At 43.4% G+C, this 18998-nt stretch carries 13 protein-coding genes; 7 read left to right on the top strand and 6 right to left on the bottom strand.

Translation table 11 applies throughout. From position 1 onward, the window contains the following. Positions 1 to 96 precede the first annotated feature (96 nt). Complete coding sequence (locus NLZ44_RS23375; RefSeq protein WP_008051892.1) at positions 97 to 1569, bottom strand: TldD/PmbA family protein; 1473 nt, start codon at positions 1567 to 1569, stop codon at positions 97 to 99. A gap of 272 nt (positions 1570 to 1841) precedes the next feature. Between NLZ44_RS23375 and clpS the strand changes: the two genes are divergently transcribed. Together clpS and NLZ44_RS23365 are read left to right on the top strand one after the other, a co-directional pair. Continuing rightward, a complete protein-coding gene (gene clpS / locus NLZ44_RS23370; protein WP_008054756.1) occupies positions 1842 to 2123 on the top strand; it encodes an ATP-dependent Clp protease adapter ClpS in 282 nt (93 codons plus the stop codon). 47 nt (positions 2124 to 2170) lie between these two features. Then, positions 2171 to 3034 carry a CPBP family intramembrane glutamic endopeptidase gene (locus NLZ44_RS23365; RefSeq protein ID WP_493751327.1) on the top strand — a complete coding sequence of 288 codons (864 nt, stop codon included), beginning with the start codon at positions 2171 to 2173 and terminating at the stop codon, positions 3032 to 3034. Here NLZ44_RS23365 and NLZ44_RS23360 read toward each other — a convergent pair. Continuing rightward, on the bottom strand, positions 3006 to 3239 hold the full coding sequence (locus NLZ44_RS23360; RefSeq protein WP_006622076.1) for a 2Fe-2S iron-sulfur cluster-binding protein: 234 nt from the start codon (positions 3237 to 3239) through the stop codon (positions 3006 to 3008). The genes NLZ44_RS23365 and NLZ44_RS23360 overlap by 29 nt on opposite strands. A 52-nt stretch (positions 3240 to 3291) precedes the next feature. Further along, complete coding sequence (locus NLZ44_RS23355) at positions 3292 to 3708, bottom strand: secondary thiamine-phosphate synthase enzyme YjbQ (protein ID WP_493751326.1); 417 nt, start codon at positions 3706 to 3708, stop codon at positions 3292 to 3294. Positions 3709 to 4161: 453 nt separating this feature from the next. Here NLZ44_RS23355 and NLZ44_RS23350 point away from each other — a divergent pair, with 453 nt between their 5' ends. After that, a complete protein-coding gene (locus tag NLZ44_RS23350; RefSeq protein ID WP_493751325.1) occupies positions 4162 to 7062 on the top strand; it encodes a response regulator in 2901 nt (966 codons plus the stop codon). Positions 7063 to 7473: 411 nt separating this feature from the next. Here NLZ44_RS23350 and NLZ44_RS23345 read toward each other — a convergent pair whose 3' ends face one another. Next, entirely contained in the window at positions 7474 to 8880 is a 1407-nt protein-coding gene (locus tag NLZ44_RS23345) for a (Fe-S)-binding protein (protein WP_006622073.1), read from the bottom strand. A 57-nt stretch (positions 8881 to 8937) separates the two neighbouring features. After that, on the bottom strand, positions 8938 to 10263 hold the full coding sequence (locus NLZ44_RS23340) for an FAD-binding oxidoreductase (RefSeq protein ID WP_493751324.1): 1326 nt from the start codon (positions 10261 to 10263) through the stop codon (positions 8938 to 8940). A 12-nt stretch (positions 10264 to 10275) separates the two neighbouring features. Between NLZ44_RS23340 and NLZ44_RS23335 the strand changes: the two genes are divergently transcribed. Further along, a complete protein-coding gene (locus NLZ44_RS23335; RefSeq protein WP_493751323.1) occupies positions 10276 to 10521 on the top strand; it encodes a hypothetical protein in 246 nt (81 codons plus the stop codon). A gap of 53 nt (positions 10522 to 10574) precedes the next feature. Here NLZ44_RS23335 and NLZ44_RS23330 read toward each other — a convergent pair whose 3' ends face one another. Further along, entirely contained in the window at positions 10575 to 13283 is a 2709-nt protein-coding gene (locus tag NLZ44_RS23330) for an O-linked N-acetylglucosamine transferase family protein (RefSeq protein ID WP_493751322.1), read from the bottom strand. 196 nt (positions 13284 to 13479) lie between these two features. Between NLZ44_RS23330 and NLZ44_RS23325 the strand changes: the two genes are divergently transcribed. From NLZ44_RS23325 to NLZ44_RS23315, 3 genes are all read left to right on the top strand, one after another. After that, on the top strand, positions 13480 to 14088 hold the full coding sequence (locus tag NLZ44_RS23325) for a hypothetical protein (RefSeq protein WP_493751321.1): 609 nt from the start codon (positions 13480 to 13482) through the stop codon (positions 14086 to 14088). Further along, positions 14045 to 15622, top strand: coding sequence for a bluetail domain-containing putative surface protein (locus NLZ44_RS23320; protein WP_493751320.1), 1578 nt, complete (start codon positions 14045 to 14047; stop codon positions 15620 to 15622). Before NLZ44_RS23325 ends, NLZ44_RS23320 begins: the two co-directional genes overlap by 44 nt. Before the next feature lie 282 nt (positions 15623 to 15904). After that, entirely contained in the window at positions 15905 to 18940 is a 3036-nt protein-coding gene (locus NLZ44_RS23315; RefSeq protein ID WP_493751319.1) for a Calx-beta domain-containing protein, read from the top strand. Positions 18941 to 18998: the final 58 nt, after the last annotated feature.

Genomic DNA, 18998 nt, shown 5'->3' with positions numbered 1-18998 from the left:
CTGTTTCACCAAAGCAACTCAAATTCCCAGAACATTGTCGAACCGGGTTAAGGGAAGATCGAAAAATTGATCACACCCGCCACCCGACCCAGCAATTTATCTTCCTCCCACAGTAATACCATCAACCTTAATATGAGGTTGTCCGACCGTCACATAGATGCTACCGCTGACCGAACCGCAGAACCCCGCCGCCAGTCCGATATCCTGGGAAGACATAGAAATATTGTTCATAATTTCCGTAGCGTAACCGATTAAAGTTGCACCCTTGAGAGGCTTAGTAAGTTTACCATTTTCGATGAGATAAGCCTCTTCCACCGCAAAGTTAAACTTTCCGGTATCGCCGACACTACCGCCACCCATTTTTTTACAGTACAAACCGCGATCGACTGATGCAAATAGGTCATCAACAGAATACTCACCAGGCGCAATATAAGTATTACGCATCCGGCTGGCTGGTGAATAGGTGTAGTTTTGGCGGCGACCGCTTCCGGTTCTGGGATTTCCCGTGCGTCTTTCCCCAGCGCGATCGCACAGAAAATTTTTCAGGATACCATTTTCAATTAAGAGAGTACGCTGGGCAGGCATTCCCTCATCATCCATATCGATAGTGCCAAATGCCTGCTCCGACAGACCCTCATCCCAAGCCGTCAGATTTTCGTGGGCAATTTTCTCACCCTTCTTATCAGCAAAAGGAGTTGTTTTCGTTTCAATAGCGGTAGTTTCCAGTAAATGCCCACAGGCTTCGTGGAAAATCACCCCACCGAAGCGGTTAGCCATCACCACAGGATAATAGCCAGACTCGACATAATCCGCATAAAGCATTTTACCCGCAGATTCTGCCATATCTTCCGCATCAGTTTCATAGTCCCAAGTCCGCAACCAATCCGGGCAACTGGTACTACCGCCACGTTTACTGATAGAACAGCGATGTTCGCCATCTGCACTAATTATCGACGAAACCTGAGATTGAGTCAATCGCACATCCCGCGCAAAAGTACCATCACTACAGGCTACCAGAACCTCTTGCCAATCTCGGAAATAGGACGAACGCCGAGATTGAACGTGGTTAGCCTTTTTGAGTAGTTGAGCGTTAGCTGCCAACAGGATATCGCCCATCTCTTGCATCGAACTACATTGAGCCAGCCAGCTTTCTTTGCCCTTAGAGGTCGCGTAATCCCGCAATAGTTCCAAATTGACCGAAGGCACAAATCCCACTGCTCCAGGAAGCTGTAAACCCATGATGGATAAGGCTTTTTCCAGGGCTGCACGCAAGCCGCTAAAGGATAAATCATTGGTACTCACATAACAATCTGCATTTCCCTTAAATACGCGAATACCCGCCCCTAAAGACAGACTTGGGGAAACCCCGGTAATGCCGTCATCTTCAGCCAAGCAACTGATCACATTATTGCGCTCTAGGAAAAATTCTACCAGGTCAGCCCCAGCAGCGCGTCCTAAGCCTAGGAGGGTAGACAGGGGCGCTTCCCAACTGTCATCAAAGCGGTCCAATAGGGGGGAGTAGGTCAGGTTAGGGAGTTCTTTGGTTAGGAGTAATGTACTATTCTGCATAAATGATGGTTTCGGCTGATCACTGTATCCATCTTATTATTAACCATTCTAGTTGTGACTGGTGAGTTCGGACTTCTGGGTTGCACTCAATGGGAGACGCTTGTTAAGCTATTAGTTAGCAGCGCCTCGCCAAGTTATTGTCAATTTGAGCAGGAATTGGGCTGAGTCTAGCCAGCCTTCAATAGCCTGATGGTCTGATTATGGCTTTGGTCTGCTTTGGTATCGATAAATTCCCCGATCACTGTAACTTTGTAAACGGAGGAGATGGTTCTGTGTCAACCCAAACCGTAGAAAAGACTTCCACAAATCGGAAGTTAGCACCACGCTATCGGGTTCTGCTCCATAATGATGACTATAACCCCATGGAGTATGTGGTACAAGTGCTGATGAGTACCGTTCCCGGCCTGACTCAACCCCAAGCTGTTAGTATTATGATGGAGGCTCACACTAATGGCTTGGCTTTGGTGATTACCTGCGCCCTCGAACACGCTGAGTTTTATTGTGAAACTTTAAAAAATCATGGCTTGACCAGTACCATAGAACCTGACGAGTAGTGGTAGACTGCTCTGATGGAAGATAATTTCAGCTATATTGCGATCGCTTGTTTAATCTCTCTCACCTAGTCCGCCGCCCTGTCCCGGTTCGGTTGGGGCTGTTTGTGGTTCTATTGCTGCTAATTTGGCTTCCCCTGGCTATTCCCATTTATTGGCTAGGGGGCGACCCCAATTGGGTGAGTATCATTACCCTAGTTTTGCTATATTGTCAGTTTGTGATTTTACTGCAATGGTGGGGAAAATCGGTTTATGGTCAGCCTCGTTATTTGCGGGTCTGTGGTCTGGAAATTAGTCGCCGCAGCGGTGAGGGTTTGTTAATTGGTTTAGGCTTGGGTTGGGTTGGGGTTCTGGGAATATTTGCGATCGCTACTGGGTTCGGCTGGCTCAAGTGGCAACCTTTCCCCGCCAATTTTCCTATAATTATCATTGAGAGTTTATTGGTATCTTTGGGGGTAGGATTTGCTGAGGAGTTGTTATTTAGAGGTTGGCTACTAGAAGAATTACGGCGGGACTATTCCCCCGTCAAATCTCTCTGGGTGAGTAGTGTTATATTCGCCCTACTCCACTTTATCAAACCTTGGGAAGAAATTTTGCGAACCTGGTTACAATTTCCGGGTTTATTGCTATTAGGGATAATTTTAGTTTGGGCAAAAGATGTCACCCGCACCCCTAATCATCCTCATGGTTCTTTGGCGTTAGCCATAGGCTTACACGGCGGTTTAGTTGGTGCTTATTATATCATAAATGTGGGAGAATTAACCATGAATTTAGGAAAAGTTCCCCCCTGGGTGACTGGCATTGATAGCAACCCCTTAGCCGGGTTATTGGGGTTACTGGGTTTAGGGGCGATCGCCATCATTATCCGACAGCTTAACCCCAGTGCTACCAAGCCGGATCAGAATACAGATTAATAGTCATTTTTTCCCTTCCGGCTGGTACAGAACTAATACAAGAGCAGATAATTTCTCCATCATCTAATTCCACCTCGCAGGCGTGACAGGAACCCATTAAACAGCCCGTCGGAATCGAAACTCCCGCGCGGTTAGCCACTTCTAATATAGGTTCTCCTGGTTCAGCTTCCACAGTCACATTATCCGGCAAAAATTCGATTTTCATAGTTAGTTAGTCTCCATGAGAATTTGCAAGTTGTTAATCAATCAAATTTGGACTAATTCCCCATAATATGAATTACCAGTTCTCGATAGGAGCCACGGCGGCGATGTTCCCAGAGATATAGTCCTTGCCAAGTTCCCAATACTAGCCGTCCTTGGGAGATGGGAATTTGCTCAGATGTATTAGTTAAAACACTACGAATATGGGCAGGCATATCGTCCGGTCCTTCCGCGCTGTGGATGTAGTAATCTCCTTCTGGCACTAATTTAGACAGGAAATTTTCCAGGTCTTCTAACACATCAGGATCAGCATTTTCTTGGATAATGAGACTAGCAGAAGTATGGCGGATAAATACCGTACAAATACCCGTTTGGATCTGAGATTTTTCTACAGCTTCCTGAATATAACGGGTAATTTTAGCCAAAGATTTCCCCTGGGTCTTAATTTTCAGAAAGTGTTGATACTGATTCATACAACCATCTCCATATTGACATCATCTCCGGTTTAAAGGCGCGGCGATTCCTAATAGGGGCGGGTTTATACGCGCGACTATTTCCAGCAGGTTATTGGTGAACCCCTCCCGTACAATTCAGGGACGGACAAATCGAGCTTTCCGCCTCCGAAGCCGCAGCACGAAAGCAAGTTTAGCTAAAGGTCCCCCGGTGGAAAACTGGAATTTCCGCGTTAATTTTCACCTTGTGGCTGGAGATACGATCTAGTGTGTCCCACTTTAACCCCGATTATGTTAATCTTGAACTTATGTTACAGCCTATACCTAGATTATATTGTGGCATCACTATCAATCAGCCTAAAAGGTGGGTCAGAAGGGAATTATCGGGTTATTATCGGCATTTACCGCCTCTGAGCCACCCTAAAGAGCCACCTATTATGGATCAACCCTAACCGCTAAAGAGTGCGTCAGTCAATGTTTCTCCCAACTCCACCCAACTCCGATCCGTTAGTCTTTACCCTTGGTGTTAGCGCCATGATTAGTATGGTCGCCAGTTTGACCTTAGTTAGATGGCGAAAACCCGAAAGCCTGGAAAGAATAGACATTATCAAGGGCGCGCAGTCTTTCCTACAGCAGATGGGTTGTATTGTGATTGTACTATCTTTAGAAGGCAAGATTGTCGAGTGGAATCATGCCGCCGAGGAAATTTCCGGCTATCGACGGGAGGAAGTGATAGATCGCAATTATTGGATGCTATGTCTACCAGAATCAGTCCGTGATGGGGTGAAATTCCGTTATCTGCAAGCGATCGCCACTCAACAGCAAGTTCATGTACATCATATCCTATTGGGTAGTGACCGACGACAACAGCAAGTTCATTTCCAAATAGTTCCTTGGCGTAATTATTGCGGAGAAATTCTAGGTGCGATCGTCACCGGGGAACCCGTAGCCTGTAGTCCCGACGGTTCATGTGAACAAGAATTAGAATGTGAACGACTACAACAACTGATATCCTACCTTCCCCTACCCATCGCCATGTTTGATACAGAAATGCGATACCTGGCTTATTCCGAGGGATGGATTAACCATTTAAAGCCAGAGATGTACTCATTAATTGGTTTAAGTCATTATGATGTATTTCCCAACGTAAACAATGACTGGAAATTAGCCCATCAAAAAGCCTTACGCGGCGAAAAATTGTCGAATTTAGAGGATTCATGGACTCGCGGAGATGGTTCTCTGATCTATCATGGTTGGACTGTAGGTCCTTGGTATCGTAATTCTGGAGAAGTTGGGGGAGTAATTCTAGTCATTATTCCCTTAAATAATCTAGTCGAAACTCGCAACGCTGCTTTAGATGCCGTTCAATTTAAGTCTCGATTTTTAGCGCAAATGAGCCATGAAATTCGCACTCCCATGAGTGGAGTTTTGGGGATGGTTGAATTGTTAATGCAAACTCATCTCACACCCCAACAAAAAGATTACACCCAAACCATTTATCGCAGCGCTAAACATCTATTAACTGTAATTAACGAAATTCTGGATTTATCTAAACTAGAAGCCGGAGAAACTCACCTAGAATCCCATGACTTTGATTTACAAGATTGCCTAGAAACCGTAGTGGATCTGTTGGCGGTTAAAGCTGAGGATAAACAACTAGAACTAATTATTTTGTTACAACCGAATCTTCCCCGATATTTAAAGGGTGATGGGATGCGTTTACAGCAGGTTCTAATTAACTTAGTCAATAATGCTATTAAATTTACCAAATCCGGTCATATTATTATCAGAGTGACTCCCAGAGTAATTAGTCAAGATCACATTAATATTTACTTTTCCATAGAAGATACAGGAATGGGGATTTCTGATGAACTTCAACCCCAATTATTTCAGCCTTTTTCCCCTGCTAGTTCCGCCACTAATCGTCAATATGGTGGCACGGGATTGGGTTTATCAATCTGTCAGCACTTAGTGAATTTAATGGGTGGTGAAATCGGCGTTAATAGTCAACTAGGGAAGGGTTCAATTTTCTGGTTTACCGCCAATTTTTTACCATCAGAATTACAGGATATTTCGATTCCAAAACAATTACAAAATCTGAGTTTATTAGTGGTGGATAGTAGTAGTTTAGTCAGGCAGTCAGTTAGCTGCATAACTAAGCAATGGGGTATACAAGTAGATACAGCAGAGACCTCTAAAATAGCCTTAGATAAATGGCATCATCAACAGGCTAAAGGTTCCCCATATCATCTGATTCTCATGGATTTAGAGTTGCTAGACCGCCATGGTGCTAAATTACTAGGACAGCTTTATAAAACCTCTAGTAATTCGCAAACTCAGCTAATTTTAATGAGTGGTATCAGTCAGCGAAATCGCGCCGAACAGGTTTTAAATTTAGGGAATTTTGTATATTTAGTTAAGCCGATCGCACCCCTGCGATTACTGCGAAGTTTTGCCAAAGCCCTGGAACTTGATATCCCGAATTTAAACCATCACCTTGATAAGTCTTGGGATGATTTATTGATGCGATCGTCCTTTCCCGAAATTCCCAAAACACCATGTTGTCATCTCTCGCAAAATAACGATAAACTGAAGGCTTCTATACCTCTAAAAATTCTCCTGGCTGAGGATGACTTAGTTAATCAGGAAGTGGTTTTAACTCAACTGCAACAACTGGGTTATGTCGCTGATGCTGTGTCGGACGGAGAAGCGGTTTTACAACATTTAGAAACACAGCATTATGATTTAATCTTAATGGATTGTCAGATGCCTATTTTAGATGGTTATGAAACTACAGCCAGAATTCGCGGTAGCCAAAACTCCCAACGACCTCCTATTATTATCGCTTTGACTGCTAGCGTAATGCCTTCCGATCGCGATCGCTGTCTACAAGTGGGAATGGATGACTACATCACTAAACCTATTGATTTACAGGCTTTAGTCAACGTGATTAATCGTTGGGTTCCGGTTTGTCTGGAAACCCAAAATCAAACACCCACCACAGCCAATCATCAGCGACATTTAGATAGTCCGGTTGATTGTCCGGTTGATAGCGATCGCCTCAATAAGTTATTTAAGGGAAAAACCGAGTATAAGTATCGTCTGTTAACCACCTTTATCCATCAAGCACAACAACGAATTGACACTCTCAATAAAGCGATTAATACCTCGAATTTTGCCGAAATCAAACAGCAAGCACACGCCTTGAAAGGGTCTAGCGCCAATGCTGGTATCTTCCACATTCCCGCCATCTCTCAGGAGTTAGAAAACCTCGCCACCCAACAAAACCTCGAAGCTATCCCACCCCTAGTTAAACAGCTTCAGCATCACCTCGACTTGGTGAAAGACTTTGTGGAAATGATGAAAAATCCATAAGCGATCGTCTTCTGCGTCCCACCTGATAATTGAAAATTGTAGGGGCGCGCCTCCCCTGTCAATTCAATTCCCCACCCGGCTCTGAATAAACCCGCCCCACCCGGTCATTAATTATTAATTGTAGGGGCGGGTTCTGCTGTCAATTCAATTCCCCACCCGGCTCTGAATAAACCCGCCCCACCCGGTCATTAATTATTAATTGTAGGGGCGGGTTCCGCTGTCAATTCAATTCCCCACGAGGATCTGAATAAACCCGCCCTCCGGGTTCCGCTGTCAATTCAATTCCCCACCCGGCTCTGAATAAACCCGCCCCACCCGGTCATTAATTATTCATTATTAATTATTAATTATTAATTGTAGGGAGGGACTGACGCACCTGTGTTAATTAGCTTTTGCTAATCTCAGGGAGAATTAAATTTTCACCCCCCGAATAGAATCATCTAACAACTCCATAGGATGCTTGAGAGTAACCCGCTTTCCTTGTAATTCCAGATGCTTCTTAATTTGCAAAGAACACCCTGGGTTAGCCGAAGCAATTACAGTCGCCCCAGTATTGAGCAGATTTTGTACCTTTTGCTGTCCCAACTCATCCGCCACTTCTGGCTGTAACATATTATAAACCCCGGCGCTACCACAACACAAAGCCGCATCAACAGGTTCTCGCAATTTCACCCCAGGAATTTTGGTTAATAACTCCCTCGGTTGACTGCTAATTTTTTGTCCGTGTAACAGGTGACAAGCATCCTGATATACAATAGTTAAATCCTCCCCTTCCACCAAAGGAGATAAGTGCGCCGTTAACCCCACTTCCGCTAAAAACTCCTGTACATCGCGGACTTTACCTGCAAATTCTTTCGCCTTGTCTCGATATTCGGGATCATCCCTCATAATGTGACCATATTCTTTTAAAGTATGACCACAACCGGCGGCATTAATAATAATAGCATCAACCCCAGTGTCGGCAAAACTATCAATCATTTGTTTAATCAAAACATGGGATTGTTCCGTTTGTCCTTGGTGTTCAGGAAGTGCGGCACAACAGCCTTGAGATTTAGGGATAATCACCTCGCAACCATTAGCCGTTAATACCCTAGCGGTGGCTTCATTTACCGGAGAGAAAAATAGCCTTTGTACACAACCTAAAATCATCCCGACTCGATAGCGTTTTTCCCCTTGTGCGGGAATGACTGTGGGTAAATTGTCCTGAAAAGCACTAGAGTTAATTTCCGGCAAAATTGATTCCATCGCCGCCAGTCTGGGGGAGATTTTGGGCAATAATCCGGTAGACCGCACTAGGTTTTTAATCCCCAATTTTTGATATAAATACAGGGGAACTAACAGAGGACGCAGACGGTCGGGATAGGGAAATAAGCTGAAAATCAATGTGCGAATTAAGCGATCGCCTAAATTTCGGGGAACATTTCTTTCCACCTGGGGACGGGTGGCGGCGATGAGACGGTCATATTGAACCCCAGAAGGACAGGTGGTCACGCAGGCTAAACAACCTAAGCAACTATCAAAATGTTCGCTGGTGGCTTTAGCAAGGGGTGCTTCTCCCTTATTAATAGCATCCATCAGGTAAATTCTACCCCTGGGGGAGTCCATTTCTTTACCTATTACCCGATAACTAGGACAGGTGGCTAAACAAAACCCACAATGAACACAGGTATTAATTAAGTCTGGCGGCGGCGGATTATTCTTGTCAAATCCGGGAAAATTTGCCGAGGGTTCTAGGTGGGGGTTTTGGTCTAAAAAGTTGCTTTCTTTCGCGGGAATTTGATTTAAATTAGCCTCGGAAGACTTATCAAAAGTTTGCATCTTAAAATGGTATGAATGATTAAACTACGGAGTGAATTCGCCTAAACAATCCAGAAGTTAAAGACCAGCAATAAATCGCTGATGATTCAGAAGATTTTGGGGGTCAAATTGCTGCTTAATCTTAGCCATGAGGTCTAAGGCGTTTCCCCGGTATCCCCAAACTTCTATTTGTTGTTTAATGGTTAATGGTGCTTCTAAAACCGACAGGAAACCACCTTGATTATTACACAACTGCCGCAGATTTTGCAACGGCTCTGGTTGAGTCTCATCAAATCGCATTAATCCCAAACCACTGCTACCATGAATGACGGCGGGAGTTTGACATTTCGCCAAAGTGGTGGCTGCGTCCGTGGGAGTGATACCGACTTTACAAATAATGCGATCGCCTTGGGAACCTTGCCAAATTTGCTGTTTTAATTGCTGCCAAAAATCTCCGTCATTTTCCCGAATTATAGTTGAGTTTAAATTGAGTTGATTACCGACTTCTACCAGGCGATCGCCTTGTAGTTCCACACTTTCCCGGATACTTTGAAATCTGACAGCCAAACCCATGGATTTTTTCCCAGAGAGGCGAGCCACTAATTCCGGGGAAATCAAATCCATAGCCACCGGAGTCAAAGCCGAGGCTAAGATAGTTGCAAAACAGGTAGCGATCGCATCTGAATCTCCTGTTAACAGGACCGTATGGGATGCTTCTAAACAGGGATATAAACGCAGGGTAACTTGAGTAATAATGCCCAAAGTTCCGTAGGAACCGGTTAGCAACTTCATCAAGTCATAACCCGCGACATTTTTAACTACCCGACCCCCAGCTTTAGCAATTTTACCATCAGACCGGACAAAAGAAATTCCCAGCAGCATATCGCGGATACCTCGATATCGATGACGCAGAGAACCACTATCTCCAGTAGCAATAATTCCGCCAATAGTAGCATCATCCTGATAGCAGGGGTCAAAGCCTAGGAACTGTCCCTGTTTAGCCAAAATTTGCTGAAGTTCCCGATATCCCATACCAGCTTCTACCGTTACAGTCAGGTCTCCCACCGCGTGTTCAACTAAGCGGTTAATTTTCTGGGTACTAATAGCAATAGAGGGGTTTTTCACCGGGTTTCCCCAGGTAATTTTGCTACCTTTCCCCAAGGGTAAAATTCCTAACTGATGCCGTGCCGCATAGGTGATTATTGCAGCTAGTTCCTCCTGAGTGGGGGGATACAGAACGCATTGGATAGCTGAACCTGGGGCGATCGCTGCTTCCAGGTTAGCACGGACAGATTGATCCAGGTCGTCCCAAGTACATAGGTTACTGTTGGCGGCGACGGTGGCTATTTCCTCTAAGTTCAGAGGTTTTGATGTCTGGGATAATTCCTGACTAGCTATAGACATCGCACAGATTGAGTGATTTTACACTTCACTATAGCAGTTTTGCGAAAATCTGCACAACTGGCTAACTCAATTCCCGATCATTCTAGTCTCGCTGTGTATGAAAGCGCCCATAGGTTGATTAATATAGACTTTCGCGCCGTTTTCATTCCCACCAGCTATATACTATTTGAGTATAATATATATTTGGGCAATAATTTCCATCAGCAATTATCCTTAATTTTCCCCAAGCTGATTTCCCGAGTGGGAGTTGTAGGTTAGGTTACTACACCCCATCCAGCAGCCATATATATGTCCCCACAGATTCCCCTTAATTAAGACTGATAATCTTGCCATAGTTGGGCAAATGCTATTTCCATTTGTGCTGAGTAAGTGCGGCTATTCAAGAAATTAGGCAACGAATAATGAGGCATTTTTTGTTGAATTTTTTGGCGAGTTTCCTGACGAAATTCTGCACTATTACCCAGGGATACACTCAACTTAATATAAGTCAATTCATCATCAGCAATAAAATCCCACAATCCCAACTCTTTCATCAAAGCAGCACCTTGTCGAGAGCGCAAATAATTACCTTCCCAAGTTACTGTAGGTAAAGCCACTTCTAGGGGTTCAACTAGGGAATTAGCACCCGCAAAAGGGTAAGAGTCCAAATAAACATCTGCTAGTTTTAACACAGCTTTCACTTCCGCACGGTTCGGCAAATTATTCAACAAAATCAATCGAGATGCTGCCACATTATAGACCTGGAATCGTCTATGTAGATTATGGATAAAAGGTATAGTCGCGTATATCTTTGACCAACTCGAGCCAAAGGGATATAATAGCAACACCGAATTAGGTACAGACGCTAAAATTTTTGCCCAAGTATCCCTCAAATTCGGAATAATTTTAAAAAAGTTAGCCCCGGAAACAAAGATAATTGATTCTTCAGGAATCCCTAGTTTTTGGCGAGTAATTTCTCGGTTAGTCTCCATAGGTTCCCAACTATAATTAAAAGCAAAACCAGTCCCGGGAATTAAGACTAATTTTTCTTGATAGTGGCTCGCAGCATCAGGGGGTTCTGTCAAAGTTCCAGAAATATAATAATCCATATTTTTGATTCCTGTGGTCATAGGAGAAGCAAAATAAGTAGCTTGTATTCTGGCTAATCTATGTAAGGCTAGTAAAATTATCGGTTGTGCTGCTGTCGTTAAAATTGAGCCCACAAAAAGAATATCTAAATTATCATCAAGTATTACCGCAACTTGTTCTCGGATTCCCTGGGGAAGTTCCACCCATTTATCAACAAGATTTTTACAATATTCTTCCATAGGTGTTTGTGTCTCATTAAGAACATAAACAATTACCTCAAATTTCTCTCTATTCAGAAATTCAAATACAGGAATCGTCGTAAATGTTTCCGAAGTTCCATCAAAATTTGATTTTAAAATTCCGATCCGAATCCGGGAGCGATTAGCCGGTCTTCGTGGCAAATCAATATCTAATTTATGACCAGATTTTTCCAGCAAAATCGACAATATTTTTGCCCTTTTAACCGCTAAATTTTTGAGATTTATTTCGGCAAAATATAAAGGCATAAAATTAAATAAATCCCCTAGATATTTAGCAATATCAAACCAAAGTTTGGAAACGCTTTCGGCGGCAATTTTCTGCTCAATTATATTAACCATGTGAGAAATATAATTGGTATAAATTTCGATGTCTTCGGTGTTTTGAAAAACTTCAGGTAATTCTAACATACACTCTAAGAAGTCATTAATAAACCATCTAGGTAGAGCCATAGCATCATAATTAATCATGAACTGATAGGCTGGCTTGTATAGCATCAAAACCAATAGATATCTGAGAGCATTTGATGGGTGGAATTGTTCTTGATTAAACTGTGATAATATTCCCCGACAAAAATCTTGCTCATGGTCAGTTAATGGCTCATATTTAATGCCACTATTAACCAAAATTTTATGGCTTTTCCCTAAGTGGCTATGGTAACAGTCTTTGAGAGATTCTGCTGTCAACCAAAACTCCGCTATTTTTTGACGATATTCTCGCAGTTTAGTTAAAGGAAACTCCCAATAAATATGGTTTTGATAGTCTTGTACTGTTTGACTAACCAAACCCAAAAACTTCTGCGAATTTGGATGTAGTTGCTGTTCAATGGATTTTTGATATAGTTGAACAATCATTTTCTCTAATGATGTAGCTTTTTGTAACAATAGTTCTCGGGAAAATTGACTCGGTAAGTCGGCTACAGCATCCAGATTTTCTAAAAGTTCAAAATAGTTATTTGACGAAACCTGAAACAGCAATTTTACCAAAGGATGATCTTCAGGTAAACTCTTGAGTATTTGGGGATTATAAATTGATTTTAGCACCTTTCCGCCTGCGGGAATATCCGCAAGTCCTAATTTAGAATTTAATAAATTGACCAAAATATCTGGATGTTTAATCAAGCTATTTATATTAACTAAAATACATTGGTTATCATGCCTTTTATAAAAATCCAGGAGATGCAAATTATAATATCGCCAAATTTTTAAACATGATTCAGGATGGAGTTGAAAAAAAGGAATATTGAGACGCAAAATAGAATCCATAACATCCCAAGGATATCGATAGACCAAAATATAATAAGATTCCGGAATAATCTGATGCCAAAAATCCAAGAGCAAGGTAGTGCGTGGATCTTTCCAGCCCCAAATTTTACCGGGAGTTTTTCGAGATGCAATTAATTGTTCAGCCATAGTCAGGTAACTGGTGATTTGATATTGATTTAGCCATTCACTATCAGTCCATCCCCAATCAGGAAATCCGGTTTCATCACCTCGACAACAACTAGCTAAAAGTTGACGCTGAAAAGTCAAAATTTCCACATCTTCAAAATATCCTTTAGGATTAGCATAATCTCCTTTCAGAAGATGAGAACCTAAGTCTACACCCATCGCCGCTAAAAATGATGCGGTTAGGGAAGTTCCAGAACGGTGCATTCCGGTAATAATTAATGCTGAAATATTTGTAAGTGACATGAACTTATGATAATTTTACTAGTACATATAATTTATTATAACCACGATTTTTGCTAGATCACATCCCCGAATATTAGAATATTTATTAACAATAATTAAGTTTTATAAATAAACATTAATTTTTTCACCAAAAGGCACAGTTTCAAAAGTGATTGTTAGACTGTAATTGTACGGACTTATTTTACAAGGATAGATTATGGGTAGGCTAATACGAGGTACTGATGGCAATGATACCCTGGTTGCTAGTTCTGGGGATACCCTAGAGGCTTTAGCAGGGAACAACAGTTTCAGCATCTCCGCATATAGTTTCACCGGGAATGTATTTCGCGGTGGTGACGGAGATGATAGCTACATGATTAGCTATGGTCGTTTTGGAATAGATCAAGCTGGTAGTCGTATCGAAGACAGTGGTGGACAAGATACCCTAAGCATCGAAAGTAATTTGAGACCAGGAACTCCCATTGAGCTAAATTTAGATGGATTTTTAGCAGGAGTGGTGGGGGTAGCGCGACAAGACCAAAATCTGCTACTAGACCTCAATCGAGATGGTGAATTTTCCCCTGAAGATGATTTAGTAGTGGTAGACTTTTTCAACGCTGCTGGTACTGGTGCGGGGACAGGTTTTATTGAAACCGTAAATGACTTACGGGGACAACAGATAATTAACCAAGTTCCGGTTCTCGGTAGTGACACGGTAACTGATGGCCCTAATATTATCACTGGTACAGATGATGATGATACCCTGTTCGGAACCAACAATAATGATAGCATCCTCGGTCTGGGGGGGGAACGATCGCCTTGTTAGTACAGGTAAAGGTAATGATACCCTCCTCGGTGGTCCGGGAAATGATACTCTCGTTGGTGGGTTGGGGGATGATTTCCTGCGCGGCGGTCCGGGAAATGATAGTTTAGTGGCTGGTGCGGGAAACAATAGGCTTTTCGGCGATGGTGGTAATGATACCCTGGTTGGTAGTTTTCTGGGTGAAAATACCCTTAGTGGAGGTGCTGGGAATGACTCAATTGTGGGTTATGAAAATGATCTGGTCTTAGGAGACTCTGGTAACAATGTTCTGATTGCTGCATCTTCAAATGTAACTCTTGAAGGTGGTTCGGGTAATGATACTCTCAGAATCTCCACATATAGTTTCACCGGGAATGTATTTCGCGGTGGTGACGGAGATGATAGCTACATGATTAGCTATGGTGGTTTGGGAATACTTCAAGCTGGTAGTCGTATCGAAGACGGTGGCGGACAAGATACCCTAACCATCGAAAGTAATTTGAGACCAGGAACTCCCATTGAGCTAAATTTAGATGGATTTTTAGCAGGAGTGGTGGGGGTAGCGCGACAAGACCAAAATCTGCTACTAGACCTCAATCGAGATGGTGAATTTTCCCCTGAAGATGATTTAGTAGTGGTAGACTTTTTCAACGCTGCTGGTACTGGTGCGGGGACAGGTTTTATTGAAACCGTAAATGACTTACGGGGACAACAGATAATTAACCAAGTTCCGGTTCTCGGTAGTGACACGGTAACTGATGGCCCTAATATTATCATTGGTACAGATGATGATGATACCCTGTTCGGAACCAACAATAATGATAGCATCCTCGGTCTGGGGGGGAACGATCGCCTTGTTAGTACAGGTAAAGGTAATGATACCCTCCTCGGTGGTCCGGGAAATGATCACTTATCTGTCATACGCGGTAACAATTTCTTAGATGGAGGTCCGGGAAACGATCGCCTCGTCGGTGGTGTCGGTCATGATACTTTAATCGGTGGCGCAGGTCGCGATATCTTAATCGGTGGTAAAGGTAACGACTTTTTAGATGGAGGTCCGGGAAATGACCGCCTGAATGGTGGTCCCGGTAACGACACCCTCAACGGCGGTCCGGGTCGGGATATTCTCACTGGTGGTCCTGGTGCTGATGTCTTTGTGTTCCAGTTTGGAGAATCGAGGGTAGCTGCTCCTGACCGGATTACCGATTTTGAAATCGGTACTGATAAAATTGACCTGCTGAACCGACGCGGACGCGATATCGGTGCCCCAGATAATTTTACCCGCGCTCGAAATAACAATGCTCCTACCTTGCGTAGGCTTGTTAATCAGGTATTTCGTAATGCTGATGGCGGACAACCCGGACAACAAGAATTAGCACCTAATAGCGCCGTATTCGTCAGAGCAACTAATCCCGATATTCGCGGTACTTATTTGGTCATTAATGATAATGTTCCTGGTTTTCAGCCTCAGAATGATTTGGTGATTAATATCACTGGATATACTGGAGATTTACCGGGGTTCGGCGAGATTCCGCTTGAGGATTTCTTTGTGATTTAATTGTTCCGCTTGGGGGATAATTTCTATCCCCTCAAGTTCCTGGTTATATCCAGGTGGGGTGGAATTTCGGTTCCGCCCTGCTGCTTAGATATTTTGGCAAAGATACCGATTATATAATTATCAGTCAAGTTCAGGGATTTGTCAATGAAAAATATCATTTCTTTTAATAATTTAAACGTTGACGTTATCTCTAAAAAAAATTATAATGGTTGTTATGGGAAAAGGCGATCGCCTTTACCATCTCATCTGGATGAAATATATATAACTACCAGGTAAAATATCATGGACAACACCCAAGAAGTATTAGATATTTGGTGGCTGGACTCCCTGGAATCTCTGAATCCCCTACCAGCACTGGGATTCATTGGGGATGTATCGGTCGAACCACTGACAGCAGCAGCAGAAATACAGACGGCATTAACTAAGGTTAATCAACAATTAACAGAGTTTGTCGCCTCGGCTAGTTTTGCAGCCGATTTACAAACCGCTTTCGGTGCATATACGGATGTGGAATTGGGTAAAACTATTATAGAGGCTTTGGGAGACGGTAGCCAACTCCCAGAGATGATAGTAGTTTCAGCGGAGTTGATGAATGGTGTTAATGGCGGTTTTGACTCCCTCACGGGTACGGTGTATTTATCTGATGCCGTAATTAACAGTGAGAAACTGGTGGATGTTGTTACCGAAGAATTCGGACATTATCTCGACTCCCAATTGAACGAAATCGACTCCCCTGGAGATGAGGGAGAGTTATTTATGCGCCTGGTGAATGGGGAAGTGTTGAGTGAAGCTGATATCACCCTGTTAAAAAATCAAGATGATGTTGTAAATATTCTGGGTGGTTTGGTGCAAGTAGAGGCGAGTCAGGATGTTTCTTTTAGTGAGGCTACTAACTTCGATGTTGGCAGTTCCCCTTATGCTATTACTGTAGGGGACTTCAACCGAAACAGAAAGCTAGATTTAGCTGTAGCCAACTACTCTGGTAGTAACGTCTCACTATTATTAGGAAAGGGAGATGGCACTTTTGATTTGAGTGATACTAATTTGACTGTGGTGGATTATCCTACGCTGATTGCGGCGGGAGATTTGAATGCCGATCGCAATTTAGACTTAGTAGTTATGAATCAAAGCACGAGTTCTAATAACTATACAGTGTTAGAAGGCATTGGTTCTGCCAGCTTCTTTGGGGACAACTTTAACACCGGAAGCGAGTCGGGTGCGGGTGACTTTTTACTGGTAGACTTAGATGGCGATCGCAATTTAGACTTAGTAGTTATGAATGAAAGTTGGAGTTATTCTGACCAGATATCAGTGCTATTAGGAATTGGTAATGGTACCTTTAGCAATGCCACCAACTTTAATTCTGGTGAGGCCTATCCTTATGTCATTGCAGTGGGAGACTTTAACGGAAACCGGAAGTTAGATTTAGCAGTAGCAAATGGTTGGAGTGGCGCATCAGTCCTATTAGGAGACGGAAATGGTGGCTTTGGTGAGGCTACCATGGTTGATACTGGAGGTCCTGCTTATGACATTGCAGTGGGAGACTTCAACAATGATGGTAATTTAGATTTGGTAGTGACCGACCACAGCAGTCAAGCATGGATGTTATTAGGAAGGGGAGATGGTACTTTTAGGAACTCTGTTGGTTTTCCGGCTGGAAGTTCTCCTAAAGCCATGGCGGTGGGAGACTTCAACCTTGACGGGAATTTAGATCTGGCAGTGGTCAACTCTTCCTGGGATGGTCAAGTATCAGTATTATTAGGCAGAGGTAATGGTACTTTTATGAGTCCTGTTAGTTTTGCTGTCGGTAGGTCTCCTCGGGATATTGCCGTCGGTGACTTTAACGGTAACGGACTCGATGATTTGGCGGTAGTAAATGGGTCTGGTAATAACGTATCTATCCTCCTCAATACCACATTATCTGGTAGCCCTATTAAACCCAATATTACCATCAGAGATACCAATGTCAAAGAAGGCGATAGTGGTCAGACAAATGCTCGTTTTGTGGTGACATTAGATAATCCTAGCAGTGAGAGAGTAACAGTTAATTATGCTACCGCTGATGGTACGGCTACCCTGAGTGACCGAGACTATCGACACACCACCGGAAGGCTGATATTTAGCCCCGGTCAAACCCGCCAAGTCATTAATGTTCCCGTGTTGGGAGATACCAAAGTCGAACCCGATGAAACCTTTACGGTGAACCTGAGTAACCCTGAAAATGCAGAATTAGCAAGGCGACGCGCTACCGGAACTATTCTGAATGACGATGATGATGATTTGCCGCAAATCACCATTGCAGACACGGAAATCACAGAAGGAAATAGTGGTCAGACTAATGCGAGTTTTGTGGTAACATTAGATAATCCTAGCAGTGAAAGGGTAGTGGTTAATTATGCTACCGCTGACGGTACAGCCACTGTCAGGGACCGAGACTATCGAGAAACCACCGGACAACTAATATTTAGGCCCGGTCAAACCCGCCAAGTTATTAATGTTCCCGTGTTTGGAGATACCAAAGTCGAACCTGATGAAACCTTTACCGTCAACCTGAGTAACCCTCGAAATGCGGCATTAGCAAGGCGACGTGCTACCGGAACTATTCTGAATGATGATTATAATGATTTGCCGACAATCACCATTGCAGACACGGAAATTATAGAAGGAAATAGCGATCGCACCAATGCTCGTTTTGTGGTGAGATTGGATAGCCCTAGCAGTGAAAGGGTAGTGGTTAATTATGCTACCGCTGATGGTACGGCTACCGCTGGGGAAGACTATCGACGCACGAGGGGAAGGCTGGTATTTCGCCCCGGTCAAACCCGCCAAGTCATTAATGTTCCCGTGTTTGGGGATACGGAAGTCGAACCCGATGAAACCTTTAGGGTCAACCTGAGTAACCCTCAAAATGCGGCATTAGGACGGCGACGTGCTACCGGAACTATTCTGAATGATGATTCCCAGGGGGGTAATGACGATCGCTTTTCTAATGCGGTAAACCTGCGTACACTCACCGGAGAAATTGTCAGGAATGACCGCATTGGCTATGTAGTAGGAGGCGATCGCAATACCGATGACTATTACCGCTTTGACCTCAATCGTGAAGGTACTGTGAGAATCAACCTTGATGACCTATTTGCCAATGCTAACCTGCAATTGTTGGGTAGTGATGGTGAGTTGATATCCCAGTCTAATAATCTAGGTAAAAACCCCGAAACTATCACCGCTAGAAGACTTGAAACCGGAACTTATTATGTGCGGGTATTTCCCCACCTGGCGGCACGGACTGAATACAGATTGAGTATTGACTTGGTTTAGTTAAATGATGTGGGGTGGGGATGTTTAACCCCACCTCCTCACCGCCAACCCTAGAAAT

It is taken from the genome of Arthrospira sp. PCC 9901, assembly GCF_059013425.1.
Note: the sequence above shows the minus strand (reverse complement) of the source record. Positions and strands in the feature narration are given on the sequence as shown.